The sequence below is a fragment of the Parahaemophilus parainfluenzae genome (assembly GCF_001055095.1).
GTDB lineage: Bacteria > Pseudomonadota > Gammaproteobacteria > Enterobacterales > Pasteurellaceae > Haemophilus_D > Haemophilus_D parainfluenzae_Z.
Window position 1 is genome coordinate 34,160 of sequence record NZ_JVHG01000010.1, and the last position, 20,732, is coordinate 54,891.

The following is a 20,732-nucleotide window of genomic DNA, read 5'->3' on the forward strand; positions in this document are numbered from 1 at the left end:
AAGTAGAATGAAAAAAACATTATTAAAAATGACCGCACTTACAGCACTTTTAAGCGCAAGTAGTTTTGCTTTTGCCGATGCGGCAGATGAGCTGCAAAATCGCTTAAATCAAGTGACAGTATTGAGTGCTGATTTTGCTCAAACTGTGACCTCTGTTGGCGGTAAAAACGTCCAACAAGGAAGTGGAAAACTTCAAATTAAACGTCCAAATCTTTTCCGTATGGATACCAAATCACCGCAAGAAACACAAATTATTGCAGATGGTAAAACCCTTTGGTATTACGATCCATTCGTACAACAAGTGACAGCTCAATGGGTGAAGGATGCAGTCAATAATACACCTTTTGTACTTTTAACCAGTAACGATAAAAGTCACTGGAATCAATATTCAGTGACACAGAATGCGGATACCTTTGTGTTAAAACCAAAGGCGAAAAATAGCAATATTAAACAATTTGATATTCGTGTCGATGCAAATGGTGTGTTAAAAAATTTCAGCACGACAGAAAAAGATGGTCAAACCAATCTTTATGTATTGCGCAACATTACAAACCAAACCTTAGCTGATAGCTTATTCCAATTTAGCGTACCGAAAGGTGTTGAATTGGATGACCAACGTAAAGGTAAAAAATAATCCATAAGGTGTGAATGATAATCTTCACACCTTTTGCTTATTAAGGAAAGAATATGTCTAATCTTAATTTTGATTTTGCTGAAAATGACTTTCGCCCTTTAGCTGCCCGTATGCGACCAACTAATTTGGAGCAATATTATGGGCAGACGCATTTAATTGGGGAAGGAAAGCCGCTTCGTAAAGCAATTCAAGCTGGGCATGTTCATTCTATGATTCTGTGGGGACCGCCGGGTACAGGTAAAACAACACTGGCGGAAATTATTGCTCATCGTATCAATGCAGAAGTTGAACGAATTTCTGCGGTAACAAGCGGCGTGAAAGAAATTCGAGAATCAATTGAGCGAGCTAAACAAAATCGACTTGCAGATCGCCAAACGATTTTATTTGTGGATGAAGTGCATCGCTTTAACAAAAGCCAACAAGATGCGTTTTTACCCCATATTGAAGATGGGACGATTATTTTTATTGGTGCGACAACAGAAAATCCTTCCTTTGAATTAAATAATGCCTTACTTTCTCGTGCGAGAGTTTATCTCCTCAAGTCATTGACAGTTGCTGAAATCGAACAAGTTCTACAACAGGCGATTTCTGATCCTGAACGAGGATTAGGTAAAGAGCGGTTAGTTTTAGAAGAGAATTTGCTACAGGTATTAGCCGAATATGTGAATGGTGATGCGCGCCTGGCTTTAAATTGTCTTGAACTGATGGTTGATATGGCTCCTGAAACAGAAAACGGTAAAAAATTAGACCGCACTTTGTTGAAAGAAGTATTAGGAGAACGACAAGCACGTTTTGATAAACAAGGCGATCGTTTTTATGATTTGATTTCTGCTTTACATAAATCCATTCGTGGCTCAGCAGCAGATGCGGCACTTTATTGGTATGCACGAATTATCACTGCCGGCGGCGATCCTCTTTATGTTGCACGACGTTTATTAGCGATTGCCTCAGAAGATGTAGGCAATGCTGATCCTCGCGCAATGCAAGTGGCTCTCGCAGCTTGGGATTGTTTTACGAGGGTGGGCGCCTATGAAGGAGAACGGGCTATTGCTCAAGCTGTTATTTATTTAGCGGTAGCACCGAAGAGTAATGCGGTTTACAACGCATTTAATGCAGCCAAACAGCATGCGAAAGCGTTTCCTGATTTTGATGTGCCACCTCATTTACGTAATGCGCCAACGGCTTTAATGAAAGAATTAGGCTATGGCGCTGAATATCGCTATGCACATGATGAGCCAAATGCTTATGCCGCAGGAGAAAATTACTTTCCACCCGAACTGAAAGATACCCAGTATTATTTCCCAACTAATCGAGGGATGGAAATTCAAATTAAAGAAAAACTTGAACGTTTACAAGAGCAAGATAAAAGCGCATCAAAAAAACGCTATAAATAGTTTCTTCGAAAATGGTAAATATAAAAAAGTGCGGTCAAATTTGACCGCACTTTTTGTTATCACTTAAAAGCGCATTATTTTGCTGCTTTTAACTCTTGGTAATACTGTTCATAATATTGAATCGCATCACCTACATCATCTTGCCAGTAGCTTTTTTGAAGAATTTCTGCTGGTGGATAGATAGATGGATCTTCTGTAATTTCTTTTGGAAGTACTTTTTTCGCTTCAAGGTTAGCTGTTGGGTAACCGATCGCTAAAGTCAATTTCTCCGCTGCTTTTGCACCTAACAAGTAGTTAATTAACTTGTGTGCACCATCTGGGTTTTTAGAGGTTTTAGGAATCGCTAAAGTATCAACCCAAAGAACAGGACCTTCTTTTGGGAACACCATATTTAATGGCGCTTGTTCTTTTTTCGCGATACGTACAGAACCATTCCATAATTGACCTAATTCTACTTCACCAGAGATGAAAGAGTTTGCAGGGTTATCAGAGTTGAAAGAAAGTACGTTTGGACGTAATTTCAATAACTCTTCATAAGCTTGCTTGATAATTGCTGGATCTTTGGTGTTTGGATCTTGACCAATTTTTAATAACGCAATATTGAATACTTCACGCGCATCATCCAATAATTGGATTTTGTTTGCGTATTCAGGTTTCCAGAAATCACCCCAAGAAGTGAAGTCAGAACCTTTATAGGTATTGGTATTAAATGCAATACCTGGCGCACCTAACAACTGAGGAAGCGAGTATTTATTGCCTTTGTCATAAGGTTTGTTGAGCCAATCAGGGTCTAATTCTTTGATAACAGGTAATTTACTGTGATCTAATTCTTGTAGCATGCCTTCGCGTGCCATTTTAGATACGAAGTAGTTAGATGGTGCAATAACATCATAACCACCTGCATCACCTTGGGTTTTCATTTTGGCATACATCGTCTCATTAGATTCAAGACTTGCTACGATAACTTTGATACCAGTTTCTTTTGTGAAGTCATCTAAAAGACCATCTGGTACGTATTCAGTCCAAGTATATAAGTACACAGTATCATTTGCTGGAGTCTGTGCTTTTGTTGCATCAGACTTGGCTTCTTTGTCGTTACAAGCAGTTAATGTAGCGGCAACTAAACCGGCAGTAAGCAAACCTGCAAATTTTTTCATTTTTCTTTGTTCTCCGTAAAAGAGGGGTAAAAAACCACCTGCATTAATGCAGGTATAAAAAAACGCCTTGATTGTGCGTCAAGGCGTATTCTATTTGATCTTAAAAGATTTGTGAAACCTTTTTATATCAATGTTTAATGATTATTTTTGCGTGTAACTAATTGGCTTAAAATGACTAATCCTAATGAAAGCACGATCATAATCGTTGCTAACGCGTTTACTTCTGGTGTTACCCCTGTTTTTACAAGTGAGAAGATACGCAACGGTAGGATTTCATAGCTTACACCACTTACGAAAGAGGATACAACAACATCATCTAATGAAATAGTAAAGCTTAATAACCAACCTGATACCACTGCAGGTAAGGCAAGTGGTAGGATAATTTTACGCAAAATAGTGACTTCGCTAGCACCTAAATCTTTCGCCGCTTCAAGCATTCTTGCATCAAAGCCATTTAAGCGAGAGAAAATCGTTACGGTAACATAAGGTAGACAGAATGTTACGTGCGCTAACAATAATGACCAGAAACCAAGCGAAATCCCTACAACCATGAATAAGGCAAGTAGAGAAACCGCCATTACGATATCTGGTGACATCATGACGATAAATAACATACCACTTACTGCTTGTTTACCACGGAAACGATAGCGATAAAGTGCAATCGCGGTTAAACCACCCACAATAGTTGCTAAGGTTGCAGCAAAGAAAGCAATCGTGACAGAGTGGAACGCCGCTTGGATTAAGGTATCGTTATTAAATAAACGCTCATACCAGTTCCAACTAAAGCCTTTCCAACTTAAACCATAACGGTCTTCGTTAAAGGAGTTAGTCACCAAGATAATAATTGGGATATACAAATAAGCGTATACCACAAACATAAAAATATTACGCAGTAAACGACTCATTATTCTAACTCCACTTTCTTATTCAACAATTTATTTGCACGATAGTAAACGAAAATCAACAATGCCATTAAGATGGTTAAGCCGATACTGATTGCCGAACCAAATGGCCAGTTACGAGAAATTAAGAACTCACTCTTAATCACGTTACCGACTAATAACACTTTCGCACCACCCAGTAAGTCAGCTACATAGAACATACCCATTGCAGGTAGTAATACTAATAAACAACCCGCTACGATACCTGGCATGGTTAATGGCAAAATTACACGGAAGAAACGTTGAACTGCATTCGCGCCTAAATCTCTTGCCGCTTCTAATAAACGGCCATCTAATTTTTCAATAGCAGAGTAGAGCGGTAGAATCATAAATGGTAAAAGGAGATACACTAAACCAATGATTACAGCTACTTCGGTATTTAAAATACGAATAGGCTCACTCAAAATGCCCATATCCATTAACATGGTATTCAACACACCTTTCACACCAAGGAAGACTTTCATCCCATAGATACGAATCAGTGAGTTTGTCCAGAATGGCAATACCACGAGGAATAACAAAAATGGACGATATTTTGGATTAATTTTGCTGACCATAAAGGCAAATGGATAGCCAATCAGTAAGCAAATAATCGTCGCGATGCCAGACATATACAATGAGTTCCACACCACTTGCGCATAAAGCGGATTAAACAGGTTAGTGTAGTTATCTAAAGTAAATGGCAAAGCATAAAAGTCGCTACCATCTCGGGTTAAAAAACTTACGGTTAATACTAATAAGTTTGGAATTAGCACAAAGAAGATTAACCAACTGAAGATAATTGCAACAGTAATTTTCTGGAATTTATTATTGATTATCTTCATCGTTGAGTACAACCTCCCAACCTTCGTGCCATGTAATACCTACACGTTGACCAACACTGTGATCCATATGTGGGTCGTCTTCGTTAAAGAATTCGCTTACTAATACGCGTTTGCCGTTATGATCAAATTCTACTGTAGACTCAAGTGTCATCCCTTTATAGGTACGATCCACAATGCGACCGATAATTGCATTTGAGTGCTCATTTTCGTCAAGCTCTTCAATCACAATATCTTCTGGGCGTAATAACACTTGTAGTTTTTGACCTTTTTCAGCAGAGATACTGGTGTGAATATCACATACACGACCTTCTACGTTAGCAAGTAGCTCATCGTCAGATTTACGTTCAATCACAGTGGCATCAAATACGTTGATTTCACCGATGAAGCGAGCGACGAATAAGTTGGCAGGATCTTCATAGATTTCACGTGGTGAACCATCTTGTGCAATTTTACCTTTACGCAATAAGACGATACGGTCTGACATGGTGATTGCTTCTTCTTGATCGTGAGTAACGAAAATAAAGGTAATGCCAAGTTGACGCTGTAATTGTTTAAGTTCGTTTTGCATTTGTTTACGTAACTTATAATCCAGCGCAGATAAAGATTCATCCAGTAGCAATACTTTTGGCTTATTCACAACAGCACGAGCAATCGCGATACGTTGTTGCTGACCACCAGAAAGTTGAGCTGGTTTACGGTCGGCCATTTCCTCTAATTGCACCATACGCAATGCATCCAGAACACGAGGTTTAATCTCACTTTCTGCCACTTTTTGCATACGCAAACCAAAAGCCACGTTATCAAAAATAGTCATATGCGGGAATAATGCATAACTTTGGAATACGGTGTTAATGTGGCGTTTTTCCGCCGGAACATTAGTAATGTCCTCACCGTCCAAAATAATATGACCTTCATCTAATTCTTCTAAACCCGCTAATAAACGCAAAACTGTAGTTTTACCACAGCCAGAAGGGCCAAGAATTGTGACGAATTCACCGTTATTAATGGTTAGATTGAAATCATTAATGATTGTGTTGGAACCATAGGATTTTTTGATAGAACGAAGCTCAATAATAGGCTTGTTTTGAACCAGATTTTCCACTAGCTTTGGTTTTCTCCCTAATTTCACCAATTTGATTGGTACTGAGTAGAAATAAACCTGCAAAAAATGATGCAGGGGCGACATAAAATTGAACAGATATGATATAGCGAATTGTTAATGATGAAAAGGATTTAATCGTGTTTTTAGGAAAAAAATTATCGAAAATTTGACCGCACTTTTTTCAGAAAATCTTATAACTCTCTACTTTATTGTTATATATCAAGAACTGTAACGAATTTTGGGATTAGACTAGTGCCGATATAAAGGAGAATTTTAAAATGGAAGAACATAATAACAATGAATTATTACAGCGATTTTTAACTTATGTCGCGTTTGATACGCAATCTAAATCGTCTGCAAAACATTCACCCAGTTCGCCAGGACAAATGAAATTAGCTTTGCATTTGCAGCAAGAATTAATTGAACTTGGTTTACAAGATGTCAATGTGACTAAGCATGCCGTCGTCACGGCTTATTTACCCTCAAATCATCCTGATTTAACACAAACCATTGGTTTTATTTCTCACCTAGATACCTCACCACAATGTAGCGGTAAAAATGTTCAACCCGAAGTGATTGAAAACTATCGGGGAGGAGATATCGCATTAGGTTTAGGGGAAGAGTTTATTAGCCCTGTTTATTATCCATTTTTACATCAGCTTATTGGTAAAACCTTGATTGTGACAGATGGAACCACTTTACTAGGTGCGGATAATAAGGCCGGAATCGCAGAAATTATGACCGCACTTTCTGTCTTACAACAGGAAAATATCCCACATTGCAATATTCGAGTGGCATTTACGCCTGATGAAGAAATTGGTTTAGGAATGCATTATTTCCCATTAGACGATTTTCCTTGTGATTGGGCATATACCATTGATGGGGGAGAAGTGGGCGAGCTCGAGTATGAGAACTTTAATGCGGCAACGGCAAAAATTACCTTTAAAGGTCGAGGTATTCATCCGGGTTATGCGAAAAACAAATTAGTGAATGCGCTTACCTTAGCTTGTGAGTTTCAACAAGGCTTTCCAAAAGATGATGTTCCCGAAAAAACATCAGGAAAAGAAGGTTTTTTCCATTTAGATGATTTTAAAGGGGATATTGAGAAAGTTGAATTACATTATCTGATTCGAGATTTTGACCAAGCTAATTTTGAGCAACGCAAGGCGTTTATTTATCAACTGGTGGAAAAATTTAATAGAGAGAAAAGCTTGAAAGAGCCCGTGGAATGTGTGATTGAAGACAGTTACAAAAACATGTATGACACTGTCAAAAATGTTCCACAGGCGATTAAACTTGCTGATGCAGCAATGAAAGCTTGTGGTATTACACCAAATCACAAACCAATACGGGGTGGAACCGATGGGGCATTTTTAGCGGAAAAAGGATTAGCTTGTCCAAATATCTTTACTGGTGGCTATAATTTCCATAGCAAACATGAATTAGTGACCCTTGAAGGGATGGAAAAAGCCGTCGAAGTGGTTATAAAAATAGCAAACTGTAAAGATTTGTAAATTAGTGTAAAGAAAAAGCTTGCATTTGTCAGAATATGTCAATATAATCGTTAGCGTTTTATCGAGATTCCTTTGATAAAGCTAAACTTTAGAGATTTTATTCATAAATTCCTTTTTGGTGCTCCTAAGAAATTAGGAGCTTTTTTTTACCCTAAATTCAGATCTTTACTTCAAAAACGGATTGCTTCGTTTTTCTTGTCCAATGGTGGTGTAAGGGCCATGTCCTGCAATAACAACCATATCATCGTTCAATGTAAATAATTTATTTTTGATTGATGAGATCAATGTGTCGAAATTTCCACGAGGGAAGTCTGTACGACCAATACTGTTTTGGAAAAGGACATCGCCAGTAAAAGCAATATTTTTTTCATGTTCAATAAAACCAATGTGGCCAGGTGTATGACCAGGAAGATGAAGAATTTCAAAGGTAAATGTACCAATTTGAATTTTTTCTCCTTCTTGATTAAACCAGCGATCAGGTGTAAATGCAGAAATATAAGGTAAGCCAAACTGCTGAGATTGCTGTGGTAGACTTTCAAAAAGGAAACGATCATCTTCCTGTGAGCCCCAAATTTCAATGTTAAAATGATCGCGAATCGTTTCTGCCGCACCTACATGATCAAGATGACCATGCGTCAATAAGACTGCTTTTAGGTTTAATTCTAATTCCTCAATGCGTTGAATAAGCTTTTCCGCATTACCACCAGGATCGATAATTGCCGCATTTTTTTCATCATCCCAAATAAGTGAGCAATTTTGCTGAAAGGCTGTAACTGGAATAATTTCAATATTCATCTTTTTTCCTTATCGTTGATAACAAAAAAAACCGCACTAAAGTGCGGTCTAAAATTAAACTGTTTTTTATGCACCACGCCATGTTCTTACAGGGCCAGTATCCACGTGAATAAAATTACTATACGGGTAATATCCTACACCACCGCTATCAAGATTTTCAGCCGCTTGGCGTAATCTTGCTAAAGGTACACCAGGGATTTTAAAATCAATCGCTTGGCCTTTAATATGATAGCTGTTGCTTGCTACATCACGACTTTGTCTACGACGCATGGCATTTGTCGCTGCACTACGATAGCCACAAATCACATCAATTTGTGCAGTACGTAAACCTAAATCACTTTGTAAATGATAAAACTTCATGAAGAGATTCGGATCCATTCGGCGTACTTGGTCAGTACGGCGATCTCTCATGAAGTAATCAAGTTTACCAAGTAATGAACGATTAAATCCAGTCGTTGCAGAGAACTCACCGCTTAATCGTTCATTGGTATTGACATTATAAAAGCTAAGAATGCGAGGTTTAGGGGTAGAGACCATCGCTAACACCGTGCTCGGCATCATGCTTGCGCCTAAAACGATGCCGCCTAATGAAAGCCATTTACGACGATTTTTGTCAATGTTACCCATTTTTTTAGTCTCTTTTATTACCCATCTCTCACCCTAGACAATTTTTTCTTTAAAAAGTTCTAGCGTGAACATTGTTTAAAGATATTTTTTTACAACAGCCCAGTCAATACCATTAAAAGTCGCGGCATCGTCGTATTTATAAATATCCGGTAAAACCTGTGTTTGGCCGTTTTCAACCCATGCAGTTACATAATATAAGAATACAGGATCATTTGTACGAATGCTCGCAGACGTTGTTTTCTTACTTTCTAAAACGTTACGTTTTTTATCTTCTGACCAACCAGCTTCTTGTAACAGAATAGAGGCAAGTTGATCGGATTTTTCTACACGCACACAACCTGAGCTTAATGCTCGGTCTTTTTTGCTGAATAAGCTATGATTTGGTGTATCGTGAAGATAAATCGCATCAGAGCTTGGCATATTAAATTTATAGTTACCTAATGCACTGTCGCCAGCTGCTTGACGGATTCGGTACGGGAATTTATCACCGATGCTACTCCAATTAATTGAGTAAGGATCGATAGTATTACCTTTGCTATCCAAAATAGAGTAGTTGTGTGCAGCCGCATACCCAGGGTCACGTTTTAATTTCGGTAAAATATCTTCATTAATTAAGCGTGTAGGGGCATTCCAAGGTGGATTAACAACCACATTGCTCAAACGGCTGTACATTACCGGTGTACGACGTTCATTTTTCCCTACGATAACGCGTGATTCTAAAATTGCTTTACCATCACGATAATATTTCAATTGATAGCTTGGAATATTAACAAAGATTCCATTTTCAAAATCAGGAATGACGCGTAAGCGTTGTGCATTAAGGGCAAGTTTTTTACCCATTGCAGAAATACCTGAAGCTGAAATCATCGATGGAAGTGCTTGTACCGTTTCACGATATAAACGATTATGGTTAGATAATCCGTTTATAAAACCAGAAACAGCATTGTTTTTAACTGCACTTTGCCATTGGTCGATAACTTCTTGATTTGGTAATTCTGGTTTATAAGCATTCGTTGCATATAACCAACGTTGTGCTTGTTGATTTACGTTCTTGCTGTAATACAAGTAATCAAGGAAAGCATCACTTAACAACACATCATAGGTGAGTCCACCCGTTTTTTCAGCGTTATGTAAATTGACTAACGATTGAGCTGAACGTTTAGAAATACCAGATGCCACCATGGCTGCATATTCACGTAGGAATTGTTTCTCAGCCGCCTTGTCTTTCCACATTAGGTCATATTTATTATCGGCATATAATTTAGCCAAAATTGGTTTGAACTGTAGATTTTGTTCACCAATTTCATGCGTTAATGACATCTCTAGCATCGCTTGCTTTTCAGCGGCAAGACGAGCTTGATCTTCTTTGATTTCAGCTTCAAGTTTTGCTCGCTCTTCTGGACTTAATTTAGACATATCAACGCCTTTATTTTCGGCTTGTTGAGGCTGTCCAACTGTTTTAGCCCATTCAGCTAATGCACAACCTGACGTCATCATTGATAATGATAAGACTAATGCGCTTAATTTCATTGTTCCTTTTAACATTGCTGTACCTTTAAAAATATTCATAAAAAATAACCGCACTTCAGTTTTTTTCATCTGCCAAAGTGCGGTCAAAATAATCGTTATTTTGTTGCTTTTGCCGCTTCTTGTTTTATTTCAGCATCCACTTTTTGTTGACTCGCATTAAGTTTAACTAAATCAGCTGCCATTTTTTCCGCTTCTTTTAAGAAGAAATCAGGTGCTTCATAGTCTTTTGGCAAATCATCAATATCTTTTAATGTTTTTTTACCTTCACGTTTAAAACGATCATTGAGATCTTTTAAACGTCTCGCATCATCTTTATCATTTTCTGCTTTACGCTCTTGGAAATTCAATGATAAGAATTTGCGCTCACGACGTTCATCACGGATTTTAAGATCTTCATTTAAAGCAATAAATTCAGGATCTTTTGCAATACGTTCAAGATGTTTTTCATTTAATGCTTCAACATCTTTACGTGCTTTATTGGTTTCAGAATAAGTCGCTGGTGGAATTTTATCCCAAGGTAAGGCGTTATCTTCTTTTTCTTCACCAATTTCTTTGGCATCAATAATTTCAGGGAAATTAATATCTGCTGCGACACCTTTTAATTGGGTTGAACCACCATTAATTCGATAGAATTTTTGGATAGTATATTGCAACACACCAAGTGGCGTTTGGTCTAAATCATAAACAAAGTTTAATGAACGACTTTGTTGTACCGTACCTTTACCAAAGGTATTTTGCCCAATAATGATACCACGATTGTAATCTTGCATTGCCGCAGCAAAAATTTCAGAGGCGGATGCGCTGAAGCGATTAATCATTACCAACAATGGCCCTTTATATTGCTGAGCATTATCATCATCTTCGTGTACACGAATACGTTGATAAGCATCACGAACTTGAACCACCGGACCATCAGTAATGAATAAACCACTCAACGCAACGGCTTCTGTTAAAGCACCACCGCCATTTTCACGAAGATCCACAATTAAAGCGCCAATTTTTTTCTTTTCAGCATCCACTAATAATTTCTTCACATCATCAGTTAAGCCAATGTAGAAACTTGGAATTTTAATGACGCCAACGGTTTCACCCTCCACTTTAGAAACAGTGAGTTTTGCTGCTTGGTCTTCAATACGGACTTTATCGCGAACTAAGGTAACAATACGGCTTTTTCCACCTTTTGCAGGTTCAATTTCAAGACGAACTTTTGTTCCTTTTTTCCCTTTAATTTTGTCAACGATATCTTCTAAACGCCAACCGATAATATCTTCGATTTCACCTTTTTCTTGGCCTACACCAATGATTTTATCGCCCGCTTGTAATTTTTTACTGCGTTCAGCCGGTGCACCAGGTACTAAAGACTTGATGCTAGTTTCGTCATCTTCAGATTGTAATGTTGCACCAATCCCTTCTAAAGAAAGGTTCATGCTTTCATTAAAGCTTTTTGCAGTACGTGGCGCAAGGTAGCTTGTATGTGGGTCAATTTCTCGAGCAAAAGCATTAATATAAGTTTGAACAATGTCATCCGCTTTGGTTTGAGTTAATCGACGGATCGCTAAATTATAACGTTTAGTGAGTTTTTCTTTAATTTCAGGCCATTTTTTATCTTTTAATTTCAGGCTGATTACATCATTTTTGACGCGTTCTTCCCAAAGCTTATTCGCTTCTTCTTCCGTTGCTGGGAAAGCAGATTTTTCACGATCAATCTCAATTTGATCATTACCTTTTAGATCAGGTTCTTTATCCAATAGAGATAGAGCATAAGCATAACGCTCATAACGACGTTTCATCATCAGATCGTAAATCGCAAATGCAGCTGAAAGATCGCCCTCATTAAGTTGGTCATCTAATTTAGAACCATATTTAGCACGTAAATCATCAATATCTGATTTTAAAAAGGTGTTATGGCTGTAATCTAAGCTTTTAATATAACGATCAAAAATCTTTTCGGAAAAGGCGTCATCAAGCTGGAATTTACGATAATGTGATTGGGTTAAACGTGTTGTTGCACGCTTTGTTGCCAACTGATTTGCGTCAGTTGCCGAAGGAATCGTAATATCGCTTTGCTTTAATTTCGGCTGCACGGCAAATGTGTCAGACGAATGAAGAAATAACGCACCTAAAATTGCTGTCGCAATAAGACTTTTGGTTGTATGTAATTTCATTTAACCTTTCCCGATAAGAAATAAATTATTAGGCAAATAAACGATCTGCGGTGACTGTCATCACTAAACCATTTTCAAGTTCTACGCGTGCGCCATCTTTTTCCACATTTAATACGGTCGCATTTTTCGCTTGTTCTGCTACTTTCACTTTCACTTTGCTACCTGCAGAAAGTGTTGTGAAATCAACCGCACTTAGTTTTACTTGCGGGGCTTTGGGTTTGCGAGTGGCTTGATTTGAATTTGGTTTACGAGCAGGTCGTTTTTGTTGTGCTTTTTTGGCTGCTAATTCTGCTTTGCGTTTTTCTGCAAATTTAGCTTTTGCATCTGCTAATTGTTGAGTTGCATGAGAAACATGTTCTGCGTCTAATACACCAGCAGGGTTGCCGTATAAATCCACACGCTCAGCACCTTCACGGCAACCGTGTAAATAGCGCCAGTTAGAAGTGTATTGACGTAAAGCCTGACGTAATTGAGTTTTGCTGACACGTTCATCATCTTTTAATGCTTCAGCAAGATCTTGGAAAAGCCCAATTTTTAATGGCTTTGCTTCACCTTCAGCAATAAAGCAAAGTGGGAATTTTTCTACAAGATATGCAATGATCGCTTTTGTATCAGTTAATTTTTGAACGCCTTCAGCATTATTTTCAACTTGGGCTTCAACTTGAGAATCTGTCATTTCTGAGTTTTCCTAGGATAAAAAATAAAAACTTGCACAGTGTACCGCACTTTTATAAGGATTGACAATGGTTGGACAGAATAATTCCGTTTCTAATTCTAATGAATAACTTCACAAATTCCCTTAATTCAGGCTAAAATAGTTCACTTTTATAATTTCTGAAAACATAATGACAAAAACACCTGATTTTACTCATGCCACTTATAGACTAGTGCGTTGCATAGGATGCGATGCAACGGTGTCTGTTTGTCGTCCGCAAGAAGGGGAATACGCGCAATGTCCGCGTTGCCATCATAAATTGCAATCAGGAAGTCATTGGTCACTTAAACGTTGTTCATTAATCGCCCTTTCTATCTTAATTTTAATGCCATTTGCTTTAGGCTATCCTTTATTGAGCTTAGATTTACTGGGTACTAAAATTGATGCTTCTGTTTGGAAAGGAATTTGGAAAATGGCAGTGGAGGGATATTCCTATACTGCATTTATGATTTTTATCTGTGCTGTTTTAATGCCTGTCTCTTTTGCGATTTTAGTCATTATGTTGCAGCTTTCTAAATTACTCAAAATTAAGCCTCGTAATGTCTTATTATTTGTGGGATATATTAAGCCTTGGGTCATGTTTGACGTCTATTTAGTTGCACTGGGTGTCACCATGTTTAAAGTGCGCGAATATGCCACATTAGAAGTGGATGTATATTTAATTGCTTTTGTTTTTACTGCACTTTTAACCACTTTATTATTCATTAAAATTAATTTAGATGACTTGTGGCATGATTTTTATCCCGATCAGAAACCGGTTACCAAAAGCGATAAACCGTTAGAACTTTGTACCGCCTGTGATTACACTTTTTTAAAAGAAGATCAAGAATACGATCACCGTCATCGTGCAATTTGTCCACGTTGTGCATCGCTTATTGAAACACCTGATAGTGTAAAATTACAACGCGTTTGGGCGACATTAGTGGCAGGGATTATCATGCTTTTCCCCGCAAACTTACTCCCAATATCCGGTGTTTATTTAACAGGAAATTTGTCACAAGATACCTTGATGTCGGGCGTGATGTCATTTATAAGCATGGGGAGCTATTTTGTTGCTTTCGTGGTATTCTTCGCCAGTATTTTTGTGCCAGTAAGCAAAATTCTCATTATGTTATATTTACTGGCTAGTGTGCATTTTAAATGGCGACATTCAATTAAATGGCAGATGCGGTTATTACATATCGTTCACTTTGTAGGACGTTGGTCAATGCTGGATCTTTTTGTGTTAGCCTTGATGATGTCTCTAGTAACACGCGGACAGATTATTAATTTTACTGTAGGCCCTGCCGCATTTTATTTCGGTGCAGCAGTGTTTTTAACTATGATTTCAACTTCTCAGTTTGATAGTCGATTAATTTGGAAAATTTATGACAGAAAACAATAAACCAGAATCTCAATCTATTGATGAGCAATATAACAATGTAGAAGCGTTATTACGTAAGAATAAACGCATCTCACCGTTTTGGTTGTTACCTTTTATTGCATTATGTATTGGTGCGATTTTATTTTTCCAAATTGTGCAAGAACAAGGAAAGATGATTACGATCACGTTTTCCAATGGCGCAGGATTAGTTGCAGATAAAACGCCTATACGCTATCAGGGTTTGCAAATCGGTGTCGTGAAGAAGGTTAACTTTACTGACAACATGCAAAAAGTGAAAGTTGAGGCAAGTATTCATTCTGAAGCCACCGATGTGTTAAAGGAAAATACTAAATTTTGGCTTGTGCAACCGAGCGTATCGCTCGCGGGGATTTCAGGTTTAGACTCTTTAGTTTCAGGAAATTATATTACCCTACAACCAGGTGATGGGGATTCAGAAGATGAATTTATTGCAGAAGAGCAAGGCCCTATTGCACAAGTCAATCCTGGGGATTTATTAATTCATTTAATTTCAGATGATTTAGGATCAATTTCGATTGGTGCTTCTGTGTATTTCAAAAAAATGCCAGTCGGGAAAATTTATGATTACCGATTTAATAAAGACAATAAAGTTGAAATTGATGTAGTAATTGATAAAGCCTTCGCGCATTTTGTGAAGAAAGATTCACGTTTCTGGAATATTAGCGGTATTAACGCCAATATTAATTCATCTGGTATGAATGTGTCGGTTGAAAGTTTAAATGCGGTGGTGCAAGGTGCCGTATCATTCGACTCGCCATCAGATAGCCCGCAAGCGGTGACTAACAGCAACTATATCCTTTATTCTAATTTGCAAGCGGCTAAACGCGGGATTGAAGTTGAGGTGACTCTACCTGTTTCTGCTGGGTTACAAGCAGGACAAACTTCTGTTTATTATGGTGATGAGCAAGTTGGTTTGCTTTCGTCTTTAAGAACCGTCGAAAACAATGAAGATATTTTACAAGGGACATTATTAATTGAGCCAAGCCAGGCAAATCTCTTAAAAACCAATACACATATTGTATTAAAAAATCGTAAGTTAGATTTAGGCGATATTGCTAACCCACAGAAATTCTTCCGTGGTGATTATTTCGAAATTATTCCAGGAAGTGGGGAAAGCAAAACGCAATTCGAAGTCATTCGAGAAAATGAGTTATTACTCAAAGCACCAAATACCTTGGTTTTGACCTTAACGGCACCAGAGACTTATGGTATCGCGGAAGGACAATCGGTGTTTTATAACAATATTGCCATTGGGCAAATTGTGAAACAGCACTTGAATGTTGATGGTGTCAAATTTGAAGTGGCGATTGCATCAGAATATCGCAATCTTATTCATGAGAACACTCAATTTGTGGCTGCCTCTAATTTTGATGTAAGTTTTGGTATCGACGGATTACGTTTTGAATCAGCAACACCATCAAAATGGCTACAAGGTGGGGTGAGAGTATTACCTAAAAAAGGAAGTGGCGCCCCACATTCAAGCTATCCACTTTATAAAGATATCAGTAGTGCAGAAACGGGCATTACGGGTAACTTAGTGAATCCAAGTATTGTGTTACACTCCACTAATTTACCAAGTATTAGCAAAGGTTCTGTGGTGCTTTATCGTCAGTTTGAAGTGGGTAAAATTATTAACGTAAGACCGAAAGCCAATAACTTTGATATTGATGTGTATATTTATCCGGCTTATCAAAATCTTCTTACAGATAAAAGTGTATTCTGGGTAGAAAGTGCAGCACAAATTGATATTACGCCGAAAGGCATTAGTATCCAGGCATCACCAGTTGCTCGTTCATTAAAAGGCGCGATAAGCTTTGATAATACGGGGTCAGGTAAAAATAAAACGCTTTATCCAAGTGAACTGCGAGCCAAATCAGCGGGGCAAGTGATTACGTTACTTACAGATGATGCAACGGCTTTAAGTAAAGGAATGAGTTTGCGTTATCTAGGTATGAATGTGGGTGAAGTCGAGCAGATTGCCCTTGATCAAAAGACAAACCGTATCACCGCAAAAGCATTAATTAACCCAAGTTATATGGGGATGATTGCAAAAGAGGGGACTGTATTTAAAGTGATTTCCCCACAAATCTCAGCGGGTGGAATTGAAAACTTAGATAGCCTTTTACAGCCTTACATTGATATTGAGTTAGGCAAAGGTCCAGCAAAAACACAGTTTAATTTAGCGCAAACTGCACAACCTCGAAATAAATACAGCAATGGCGTGCCATTTATTTTGGAAACCAGTGATGCGATGAATTTAACGGAAGGCTCCCCTGTCCTTTATCGCGGTGTTGAAGTGGGAACTGTTCGTAAATTTGAATTGAATTCTTTAGGCGATCGTGTGTTGGTACATATTGTGATTACACCGAAATATCAACATTTGGTACGTAAAAATTCAGAGTTCTGGGTTTCATCAGGTTATGATTTCAACCTTGGTTGGAAAGGCGCAGAGTTTAATACCGGTAGTGTACAACAATTGTTGAAAGGCGGTATTTCGTTCTCGACTCCATCGGGTACGATCGTTCAACCACAAGCAACGGCAAATCAGCGCTTTATGTTACAAGTGAAGAAACCAGCTGAAGCACCGACTTGGAATTCAGGTGCTTTACCGGCAAATCAATAAAACATAAAAAGAAATAACCGCACTTTTGAATCATCAAAGTGCGGTTATTTTTTTAGGTGTTTTGAGGAGTGCTATTGGCCCATATTTTTGACTGATTTTAAAAAGCCTTTGGCTGAAGTATAGACTTCATCTTTGCCCTGAGCATGTAAAATCATATCCGACATTTCTCGGAAAGCGCCTTTCCCGCCTCCAAGTGCAAGCACATAATCCACGGCATTTTGTACATAAGGTGCAGAGTCTGCCACGGCAAAAGAAAGGCCACAGGTTGCAAAAGCGGGGAGATCGACACTGTCATCACCAATATAGGCAGTTTGTTCTGCGGTAACACCAGCTTGTTTCATGAGATCCAAACAAGCACTTTCTTTTTCAAGCTTGCCTAAAAAGAACAACTTAATTCCGAGATCGCTAATTCGCTTACGCAGAATCGCCGAATCTCTGCCCGATAATACGGCTACCTGAATACCTGCATCCATCAACATTTTGACACCAAGTCCATCGCGCACATGGAAACTTTTAATCGCTTCGCCATTTGCATCATAATGGAGTAGTCCGTCAGTTAATACGCCATCGACATCGGTGATGACTAATTTAATTTTCTTTAATTTTTCGTTAATCATTAGCTTGAGAACTCCACTAAGCCCACAACATTATTTTCATCATTGACCACAACAAGAGAGTGAATTTTCTTCTCTTTCATCAAGTCTTCCGCTTTCGCTAAGAATTCATTTTCATGAATAGTTTTTGGTGACGAGGTCATCAATTCTTTCGCGGTCTTATTAAGCGTGTCAGCACCGTTAGCCGTTAATGCTCGGCGCACATCACCATCGGTAATAATGCCTTTAAGTTGTTGGTTTTCCATGACTAATGCTACACCCATACGACCTTCATTCATAATAGTTAAGCAATCAGTAAAGCTGGTATCTGGTGTAGTAATCGGCAATCGAGTTTGCATTTGATCTTTTACTTTACATAACAAACGACGGCCAAGGCTGCCACCTGGATGAAATTTCGCAAAATCAGCCGGTTGGAAATGACGAGCTGTAATTAATGAAACCGCAAGGGCATCGCCTAAAGCTAGAGTCACTAACGCAGAAGTGGTTGGGGCGAGATTGTTTGGGCAGACTTCACGCTCTACGGTGATATCTAAAACATAATCCGCATGGAGAGCAAGTGTTGAGTTTTTATTGCTGGTTAACGCAATAATTTTATTACCAAAGTTTTTCAAACTTGGAATGAGTTTATTTACATCATCAGTTTCACCGCTATAAGAAATCAGCATCACGATGTCGATCGGTTTTAACATGCCTAAATCGCCATGAAAGGCTTCAGTAGGGTGAAGGAAGAAACTTGGGGTTCCCGTTGAGGCAAAAGTCGCCACCATTTTTTTGCCAATTAGCCCCGATTTACCAATGCCGCCGATGACTAAACGACCTTCGCAAGCAAGGATAAGATCCACAACTTGAGAAAACTCATCATCCAAGCGTTGGCTTAATTGTGCGAGCGCTTGGCTTTCGACAGAAAGGGTTTCTCGTGCGATTTGTAAATAATTCATAGGAGATCCTTATGATAAAAGTGCGGTTGATAATAACCGTGTTTTGTAGGGCTATTCTAACGGAAGTTATTAAAAATAAGAATGAAAATTTGACCACCCTTTGAATTCCCCCTATACTACGCCGCGAGTTGGTTAGACAATCGCTGGTTTATTGAAGCCCTTAACCGTGTTCGCACGACCTAGTGGGACAAGTAAACGAGAGGAAAGTCCGAGCTACAAAGGGCAGAGTGCCGGATAACGTCCGGGCGGCGTGAGCCGACGACCAGTGCAACAGAGAGCAGACCGCCGTGAAAACGGTAAGGGTGAAAGGGTGTGGTAAGAGCACACCGTGCCGTTGGTAACAACGTGCAGCAAGGTAAACTCCACTCGTAGCAAGACCAAATAGGAACTCAATGGGTGGCCCGTCCAGAGTTCGGGTAGGTTGCTTGAGCGGCAGAGTAATTTGTCGCCTAGAGGAATGATTGTCCACGACAGAACTCGGCTTATCGACCAACTCAACAAATTCATCAAAAATGACCGCACTTTTGTTTTTCATTATCCTACTCAGGATGGAATGAATAAAAGTGCGGTCATTTTCTTTTGTGTTTTACCACAAGCTCATTTGTTCTAAATGACTTTCTTCCGGTAAATTCACGTGTAATCCAACAAGACGAATGGATTTTCCGTGGCTACGTTGCCAAATTTGTTCCAGTAATTGTTGAAAGCTTTTTAGTGATAAAGGCAAGCCTGTTTTTTCTAAGGTCGTCACCTGAAAATCTTCAAACTTTAATTTCACCCCAATTTTGCGAAAAGCGGTTAAAGGGATATTCGGTGCACTTCGTTCAATGCGACGAATAAGCTCGGTATAGAGATTATCTAACAATGCTATGCCTTGTTCGAGATGACGAATATTTTCGGATAAAGTGCGTTCTACGCCGATAGATTTTCGTTCTCGATGAGCTTGAATTTCACGATCATCAATGCCATGGCTAAAATCCCAAATTCGCTTGCCCATTTTCCCGAAGATATTTAACAAAATAGATTGATCGAGTTTTTGCACATCTTCACAAGTTTCTAAGCCCATTTTCAATAAACGTTCAGAAGTGACTTTGCCCACACCAGGGATTTTTTTTAATGGCAGTGTTTTTACAAACAGCTCAACTTCATGAGGTTGAATCACAAATTGTCCGTTCGGTTTATTCATATCGGAGGCAATTTTGGCGAGAAATTTAAGGGGCGCCACACCAGCAGAGGCGGTCAACTTTAATTCATCAAAAATGGCTTGGCGAATTTCTTGTGCGATCCAAGTGGCGGATCCTGAACATTGTGTACAATCCGTAACATCTAAATAAGCTTCATCTAAGGAAAGTGGCTCAATGATAGAAGTATAGCGTTGAAAGATCTGATGAATTTGTGCGGATACCTGTTTATAAAGGGGCATATTAACGGGCACTAAAATCAGATTAGGGCATTTTTTGATAGCTTGTGCTGTCGGCATCGCACTGTGCAGCCCAAATTTTCGTGCTTCATAATTACAGGTCGTGAGTACACCACGTTGTCGAGAACTTCCCCCCACTGCGACAGGTTTGCCCTGTAGCGTTGGATTTTCACGGATTTCAACAGAGGCATAAAAGCAATCCATGTCAATGTGAATGATTTTTCGGGTGGAATTCATGCTGTAAGTGCGGTCAAAATTAGGCGTGTTTTTAGTATATCTAAAAGAAAATAACTGTTCAAGTATACAGTTATTAAAAAGCCCACATTACGTGGGCTAGATA

Annotated in this window: 17 protein-coding genes and 1 other RNA gene; 6 read left to right on the forward strand and 12 right to left on the reverse strand. The window is 38.7% G+C overall.

Annotated elements, in window-relative coordinates; translation table 11 throughout:
* Nucleotides 1–7: 7 nt before the first annotated feature.
* Entirely contained in the window at nucleotides 8–634 is a 627-nt protein-coding gene (gene lolA / locus ADA56_RS02175; protein WP_049365952.1) for an outer membrane lipoprotein chaperone LolA, read from the forward strand.
* A gap of 53 nt (nucleotides 635–687) precedes the next feature.
* The gene (locus ADA56_RS02180) at nucleotides 688–2,028 is read left to right on the forward strand and encodes a replication-associated recombination protein A (protein ID WP_049368975.1); all 1,341 of its coding nucleotides are present in this window, start codon (nucleotides 688–690) and stop codon (nucleotides 2,026–2,028) included.
* Between the two features lie 74 nt (nucleotides 2,029–2,102).
* Here ADA56_RS02180 and ADA56_RS02185 read toward each other — a convergent pair whose 3' ends face one another.
* The 4 genes from ADA56_RS02185 to potA form a co-directional block, all read right to left on the reverse strand.
* The gene (locus ADA56_RS02185; RefSeq protein WP_049368976.1) at nucleotides 2,103–3,185 is read right to left on the reverse strand and encodes an extracellular solute-binding protein; all 1,083 of its coding nucleotides are present in this window, start codon (nucleotides 3,183–3,185) and stop codon (nucleotides 2,103–2,105) included.
* Nucleotides 3,186–3,319: 134 nt separating this feature from the next.
* Nucleotides 3,320–4,090, reverse strand: a complete 771-nt coding sequence (gene potC, locus ADA56_RS02190) for a spermidine/putrescine ABC transporter permease PotC (protein WP_005695832.1) — start codon at nucleotides 4,088–4,090, stop codon at nucleotides 3,320–3,322.
* Nucleotides 4,090–4,950, reverse strand: coding sequence for a spermidine/putrescine ABC transporter permease PotB (gene potB / locus ADA56_RS02195; protein ID WP_005695833.1), 861 nt, complete (start codon nucleotides 4,948–4,950; stop codon nucleotides 4,090–4,092). Before potB ends, potC begins: the two co-directional genes overlap by 1 nt.
* Nucleotides 4,934–6,052, reverse strand: a complete 1,119-nt coding sequence (gene potA / locus ADA56_RS02200) for a spermidine/putrescine ABC transporter ATP-binding protein PotA (RefSeq protein WP_005698520.1) — start codon at nucleotides 6,050–6,052, stop codon at nucleotides 4,934–4,936. Before potA ends, potB begins: the two co-directional genes overlap by 17 nt.
* A gap of 278 nt (nucleotides 6,053–6,330) precedes the next feature.
* Here potA and pepT point away from each other — a divergent pair, with 278 nt between their 5' ends.
* Nucleotides 6,331–7,566 carry a peptidase T gene (gene pepT, locus ADA56_RS02205; RefSeq protein WP_049368977.1) on the forward strand — a complete coding sequence of 412 codons (1,236 nt, stop codon included), beginning with the start codon at nucleotides 6,331–6,333 and terminating at the stop codon, nucleotides 7,564–7,566.
* Between the two features lie 165 nt (nucleotides 7,567–7,731).
* Here the strand turns inward: pepT and ADA56_RS02210 are convergent, their stop codons facing one another.
* The 5 genes from ADA56_RS02210 to proQ all read right to left on the reverse strand — a co-directional run bounded on the left by ADA56_RS02210 (nucleotide 7,732) and on the right by proQ (nucleotide 13,359).
* Nucleotides 7,732–8,361 carry an MBL fold metallo-hydrolase gene (locus ADA56_RS02210; RefSeq protein ID WP_049365946.1) on the reverse strand — a complete coding sequence of 210 codons (630 nt, stop codon included), beginning with the start codon at nucleotides 8,359–8,361 and terminating at the stop codon, nucleotides 7,732–7,734.
* 66 nt (nucleotides 8,362–8,427) lie between these two features.
* A complete protein-coding gene (locus tag ADA56_RS02215; RefSeq protein WP_049365945.1) occupies nucleotides 8,428–8,988 on the reverse strand; it encodes a YcbK family protein in 561 nt (186 codons plus the stop codon).
* 75 nt (nucleotides 8,989–9,063) lie between these two features.
* Nucleotides 9,064–10,533 (reverse strand): L,D-transpeptidase family protein, encoded by a 1,470-nt coding sequence (locus tag ADA56_RS02220; protein ID WP_049366156.1) that lies wholly within the window; start codon nucleotides 10,531–10,533, stop codon nucleotides 9,064–9,066.
* 80 nt (nucleotides 10,534–10,613) lie between these two features.
* Nucleotides 10,614–12,683 carry a carboxy terminal-processing peptidase gene (prc, locus tag ADA56_RS02225; protein ID WP_049368978.1) on the reverse strand — a complete coding sequence of 690 codons (2,070 nt, stop codon included), beginning with the start codon at nucleotides 12,681–12,683 and terminating at the stop codon, nucleotides 10,614–10,616.
* Nucleotides 12,684–12,711: 28 nt separating this feature from the next.
* A complete protein-coding gene (gene proQ / locus ADA56_RS02230) occupies nucleotides 12,712–13,359 on the reverse strand; it encodes an RNA chaperone ProQ (RefSeq protein ID WP_049368979.1) in 648 nt (215 codons plus the stop codon).
* Between the two features lie 169 nt (nucleotides 13,360–13,528).
* On the opposite strand from proQ, the gene ADA56_RS02235 reads away from it, so the two are divergent.
* On the forward strand, nucleotides 13,529–14,782 hold the full coding sequence (locus ADA56_RS02235; RefSeq protein ID WP_049368980.1) for a PqiA/YebS family transporter subunit: 1,254 nt from the start codon (nucleotides 13,529–13,531) through the stop codon (nucleotides 14,780–14,782).
* Nucleotides 14,766–17,423, forward strand: a complete 2,658-nt coding sequence (locus ADA56_RS02240; protein WP_049368981.1) for a PqiB family protein — start codon at nucleotides 14,766–14,768, stop codon at nucleotides 17,421–17,423. Before ADA56_RS02235 ends, ADA56_RS02240 begins: the two co-directional genes overlap by 17 nt.
* A gap of 71 nt (nucleotides 17,424–17,494) precedes the next feature.
* Here ADA56_RS02240 and ADA56_RS02245 read toward each other — a convergent pair whose 3' ends face one another.
* Entirely contained in the window at nucleotides 17,495–18,040 is a 546-nt protein-coding gene (locus ADA56_RS02245) for a KdsC family phosphatase (RefSeq protein WP_049367444.1), read from the reverse strand.
* The gene (locus ADA56_RS02250) at nucleotides 18,040–18,975 is read right to left on the reverse strand and encodes a KpsF/GutQ family sugar isomerase (protein WP_049368982.1); all 936 of its coding nucleotides are present in this window, start codon (nucleotides 18,973–18,975) and stop codon (nucleotides 18,040–18,042) included. Before ADA56_RS02250 ends, ADA56_RS02245 begins: the two co-directional genes overlap by 1 nt.
* A 124-nt stretch (nucleotides 18,976–19,099) precedes the next feature.
* On the opposite strand from ADA56_RS02250, the gene rnpB reads away from it, so the two are divergent.
* An RNA gene (gene rnpB, locus ADA56_RS09570) (RNase P RNA component class A) lies at nucleotides 19,100–19,476 on the forward strand.
* 85 nt (nucleotides 19,477–19,561) lie between these two features.
* On the opposite strand, the gene dinB is transcribed toward rnpB, so the two are convergent.
* Nucleotides 19,562–20,629, reverse strand: a complete 1,068-nt coding sequence (gene dinB / locus ADA56_RS02255; protein WP_049368983.1) for a DNA polymerase IV — start codon at nucleotides 20,627–20,629, stop codon at nucleotides 19,562–19,564.
* Nucleotides 20,630–20,732: the final 103 nt, after the last annotated feature.

Excerpts from the sequence above, each read along its gene's own strand:
- lolA (WP_049365952.1), top strand. The coding sequence starts at position 8 with ATGAAAAAAACATTATTAAAAATGACCGCACTTACAGCACTTTTAAGC.
- ADA56_RS02245 (WP_049367444.1), bottom strand. The coding sequence starts at position 18,040 with ATGATTAACGAAAAATTAAAGAAAATTAAATTAGTCATCACCGATGTC.
- ADA56_RS02250 (WP_049368982.1), bottom strand. The coding sequence starts at position 18,975 with ATGAATTATTTACAAATCGCACGAGAAACCCTTTCTGTCGAAAGCCAA.
- pepT (WP_049368977.1), top strand. The coding sequence starts at position 6,331 with ATGGAAGAACATAATAACAATGAATTATTACAGCGATTTTTAACTTAT.
- potC (WP_005695832.1), bottom strand. The coding sequence starts at position 4,090 with ATGAGTCGTTTACTGCGTAATATTTTTATGTTTGTGGTATACGCTTAT.
- ADA56_RS02210 (WP_049365946.1), bottom strand. The coding sequence starts at position 8,361 with ATGAATATTGAAATTATTCCAGTTACAGCCTTTCAGCAAAATTGCTCA.
- prc (WP_049368978.1), bottom strand. The coding sequence starts at position 12,683 with ATGAAATTACATACAACCAAAAGTCTTATTGCGACAGCAATTTTAGGT.
- ADA56_RS02215 (WP_049365945.1), bottom strand. The coding sequence starts at position 8,988 with ATGGGTAACATTGACAAAAATCGTCGTAAATGGCTTTCATTAGGCGGC.
- potB (WP_005695833.1), bottom strand. The coding sequence starts at position 4,950 with ATGAAGATAATCAATAATAAATTCCAGAAAATTACTGTTGCAATTATC.
- ADA56_RS02185 (WP_049368976.1), bottom strand. The coding sequence starts at position 3,185 with ATGAAAAAATTTGCAGGTTTGCTTACTGCCGGTTTAGTTGCCGCTACA.
- ADA56_RS02235 (WP_049368980.1), top strand. The coding sequence starts at position 13,529 with ATGACAAAAACACCTGATTTTACTCATGCCACTTATAGACTAGTGCGT.
- proQ (WP_049368979.1), bottom strand. The coding sequence starts at position 13,359 with ATGACAGATTCTCAAGTTGAAGCCCAAGTTGAAAATAATGCTGAAGGC.
- dinB (WP_049368983.1), bottom strand. The coding sequence starts at position 20,629 with ATGAATTCCACCCGAAAAATCATTCACATTGACATGGATTGCTTTTAT.
- ADA56_RS02220 (WP_049366156.1), bottom strand. The coding sequence starts at position 10,533 with ATGTTAAAAGGAACAATGAAATTAAGCGCATTAGTCTTATCATTATCA.
- ADA56_RS02180 (WP_049368975.1), top strand. The coding sequence starts at position 688 with ATGTCTAATCTTAATTTTGATTTTGCTGAAAATGACTTTCGCCCTTTA.
- ADA56_RS02240 (WP_049368981.1), top strand. The coding sequence starts at position 14,766 with ATGACAGAAAACAATAAACCAGAATCTCAATCTATTGATGAGCAATAT.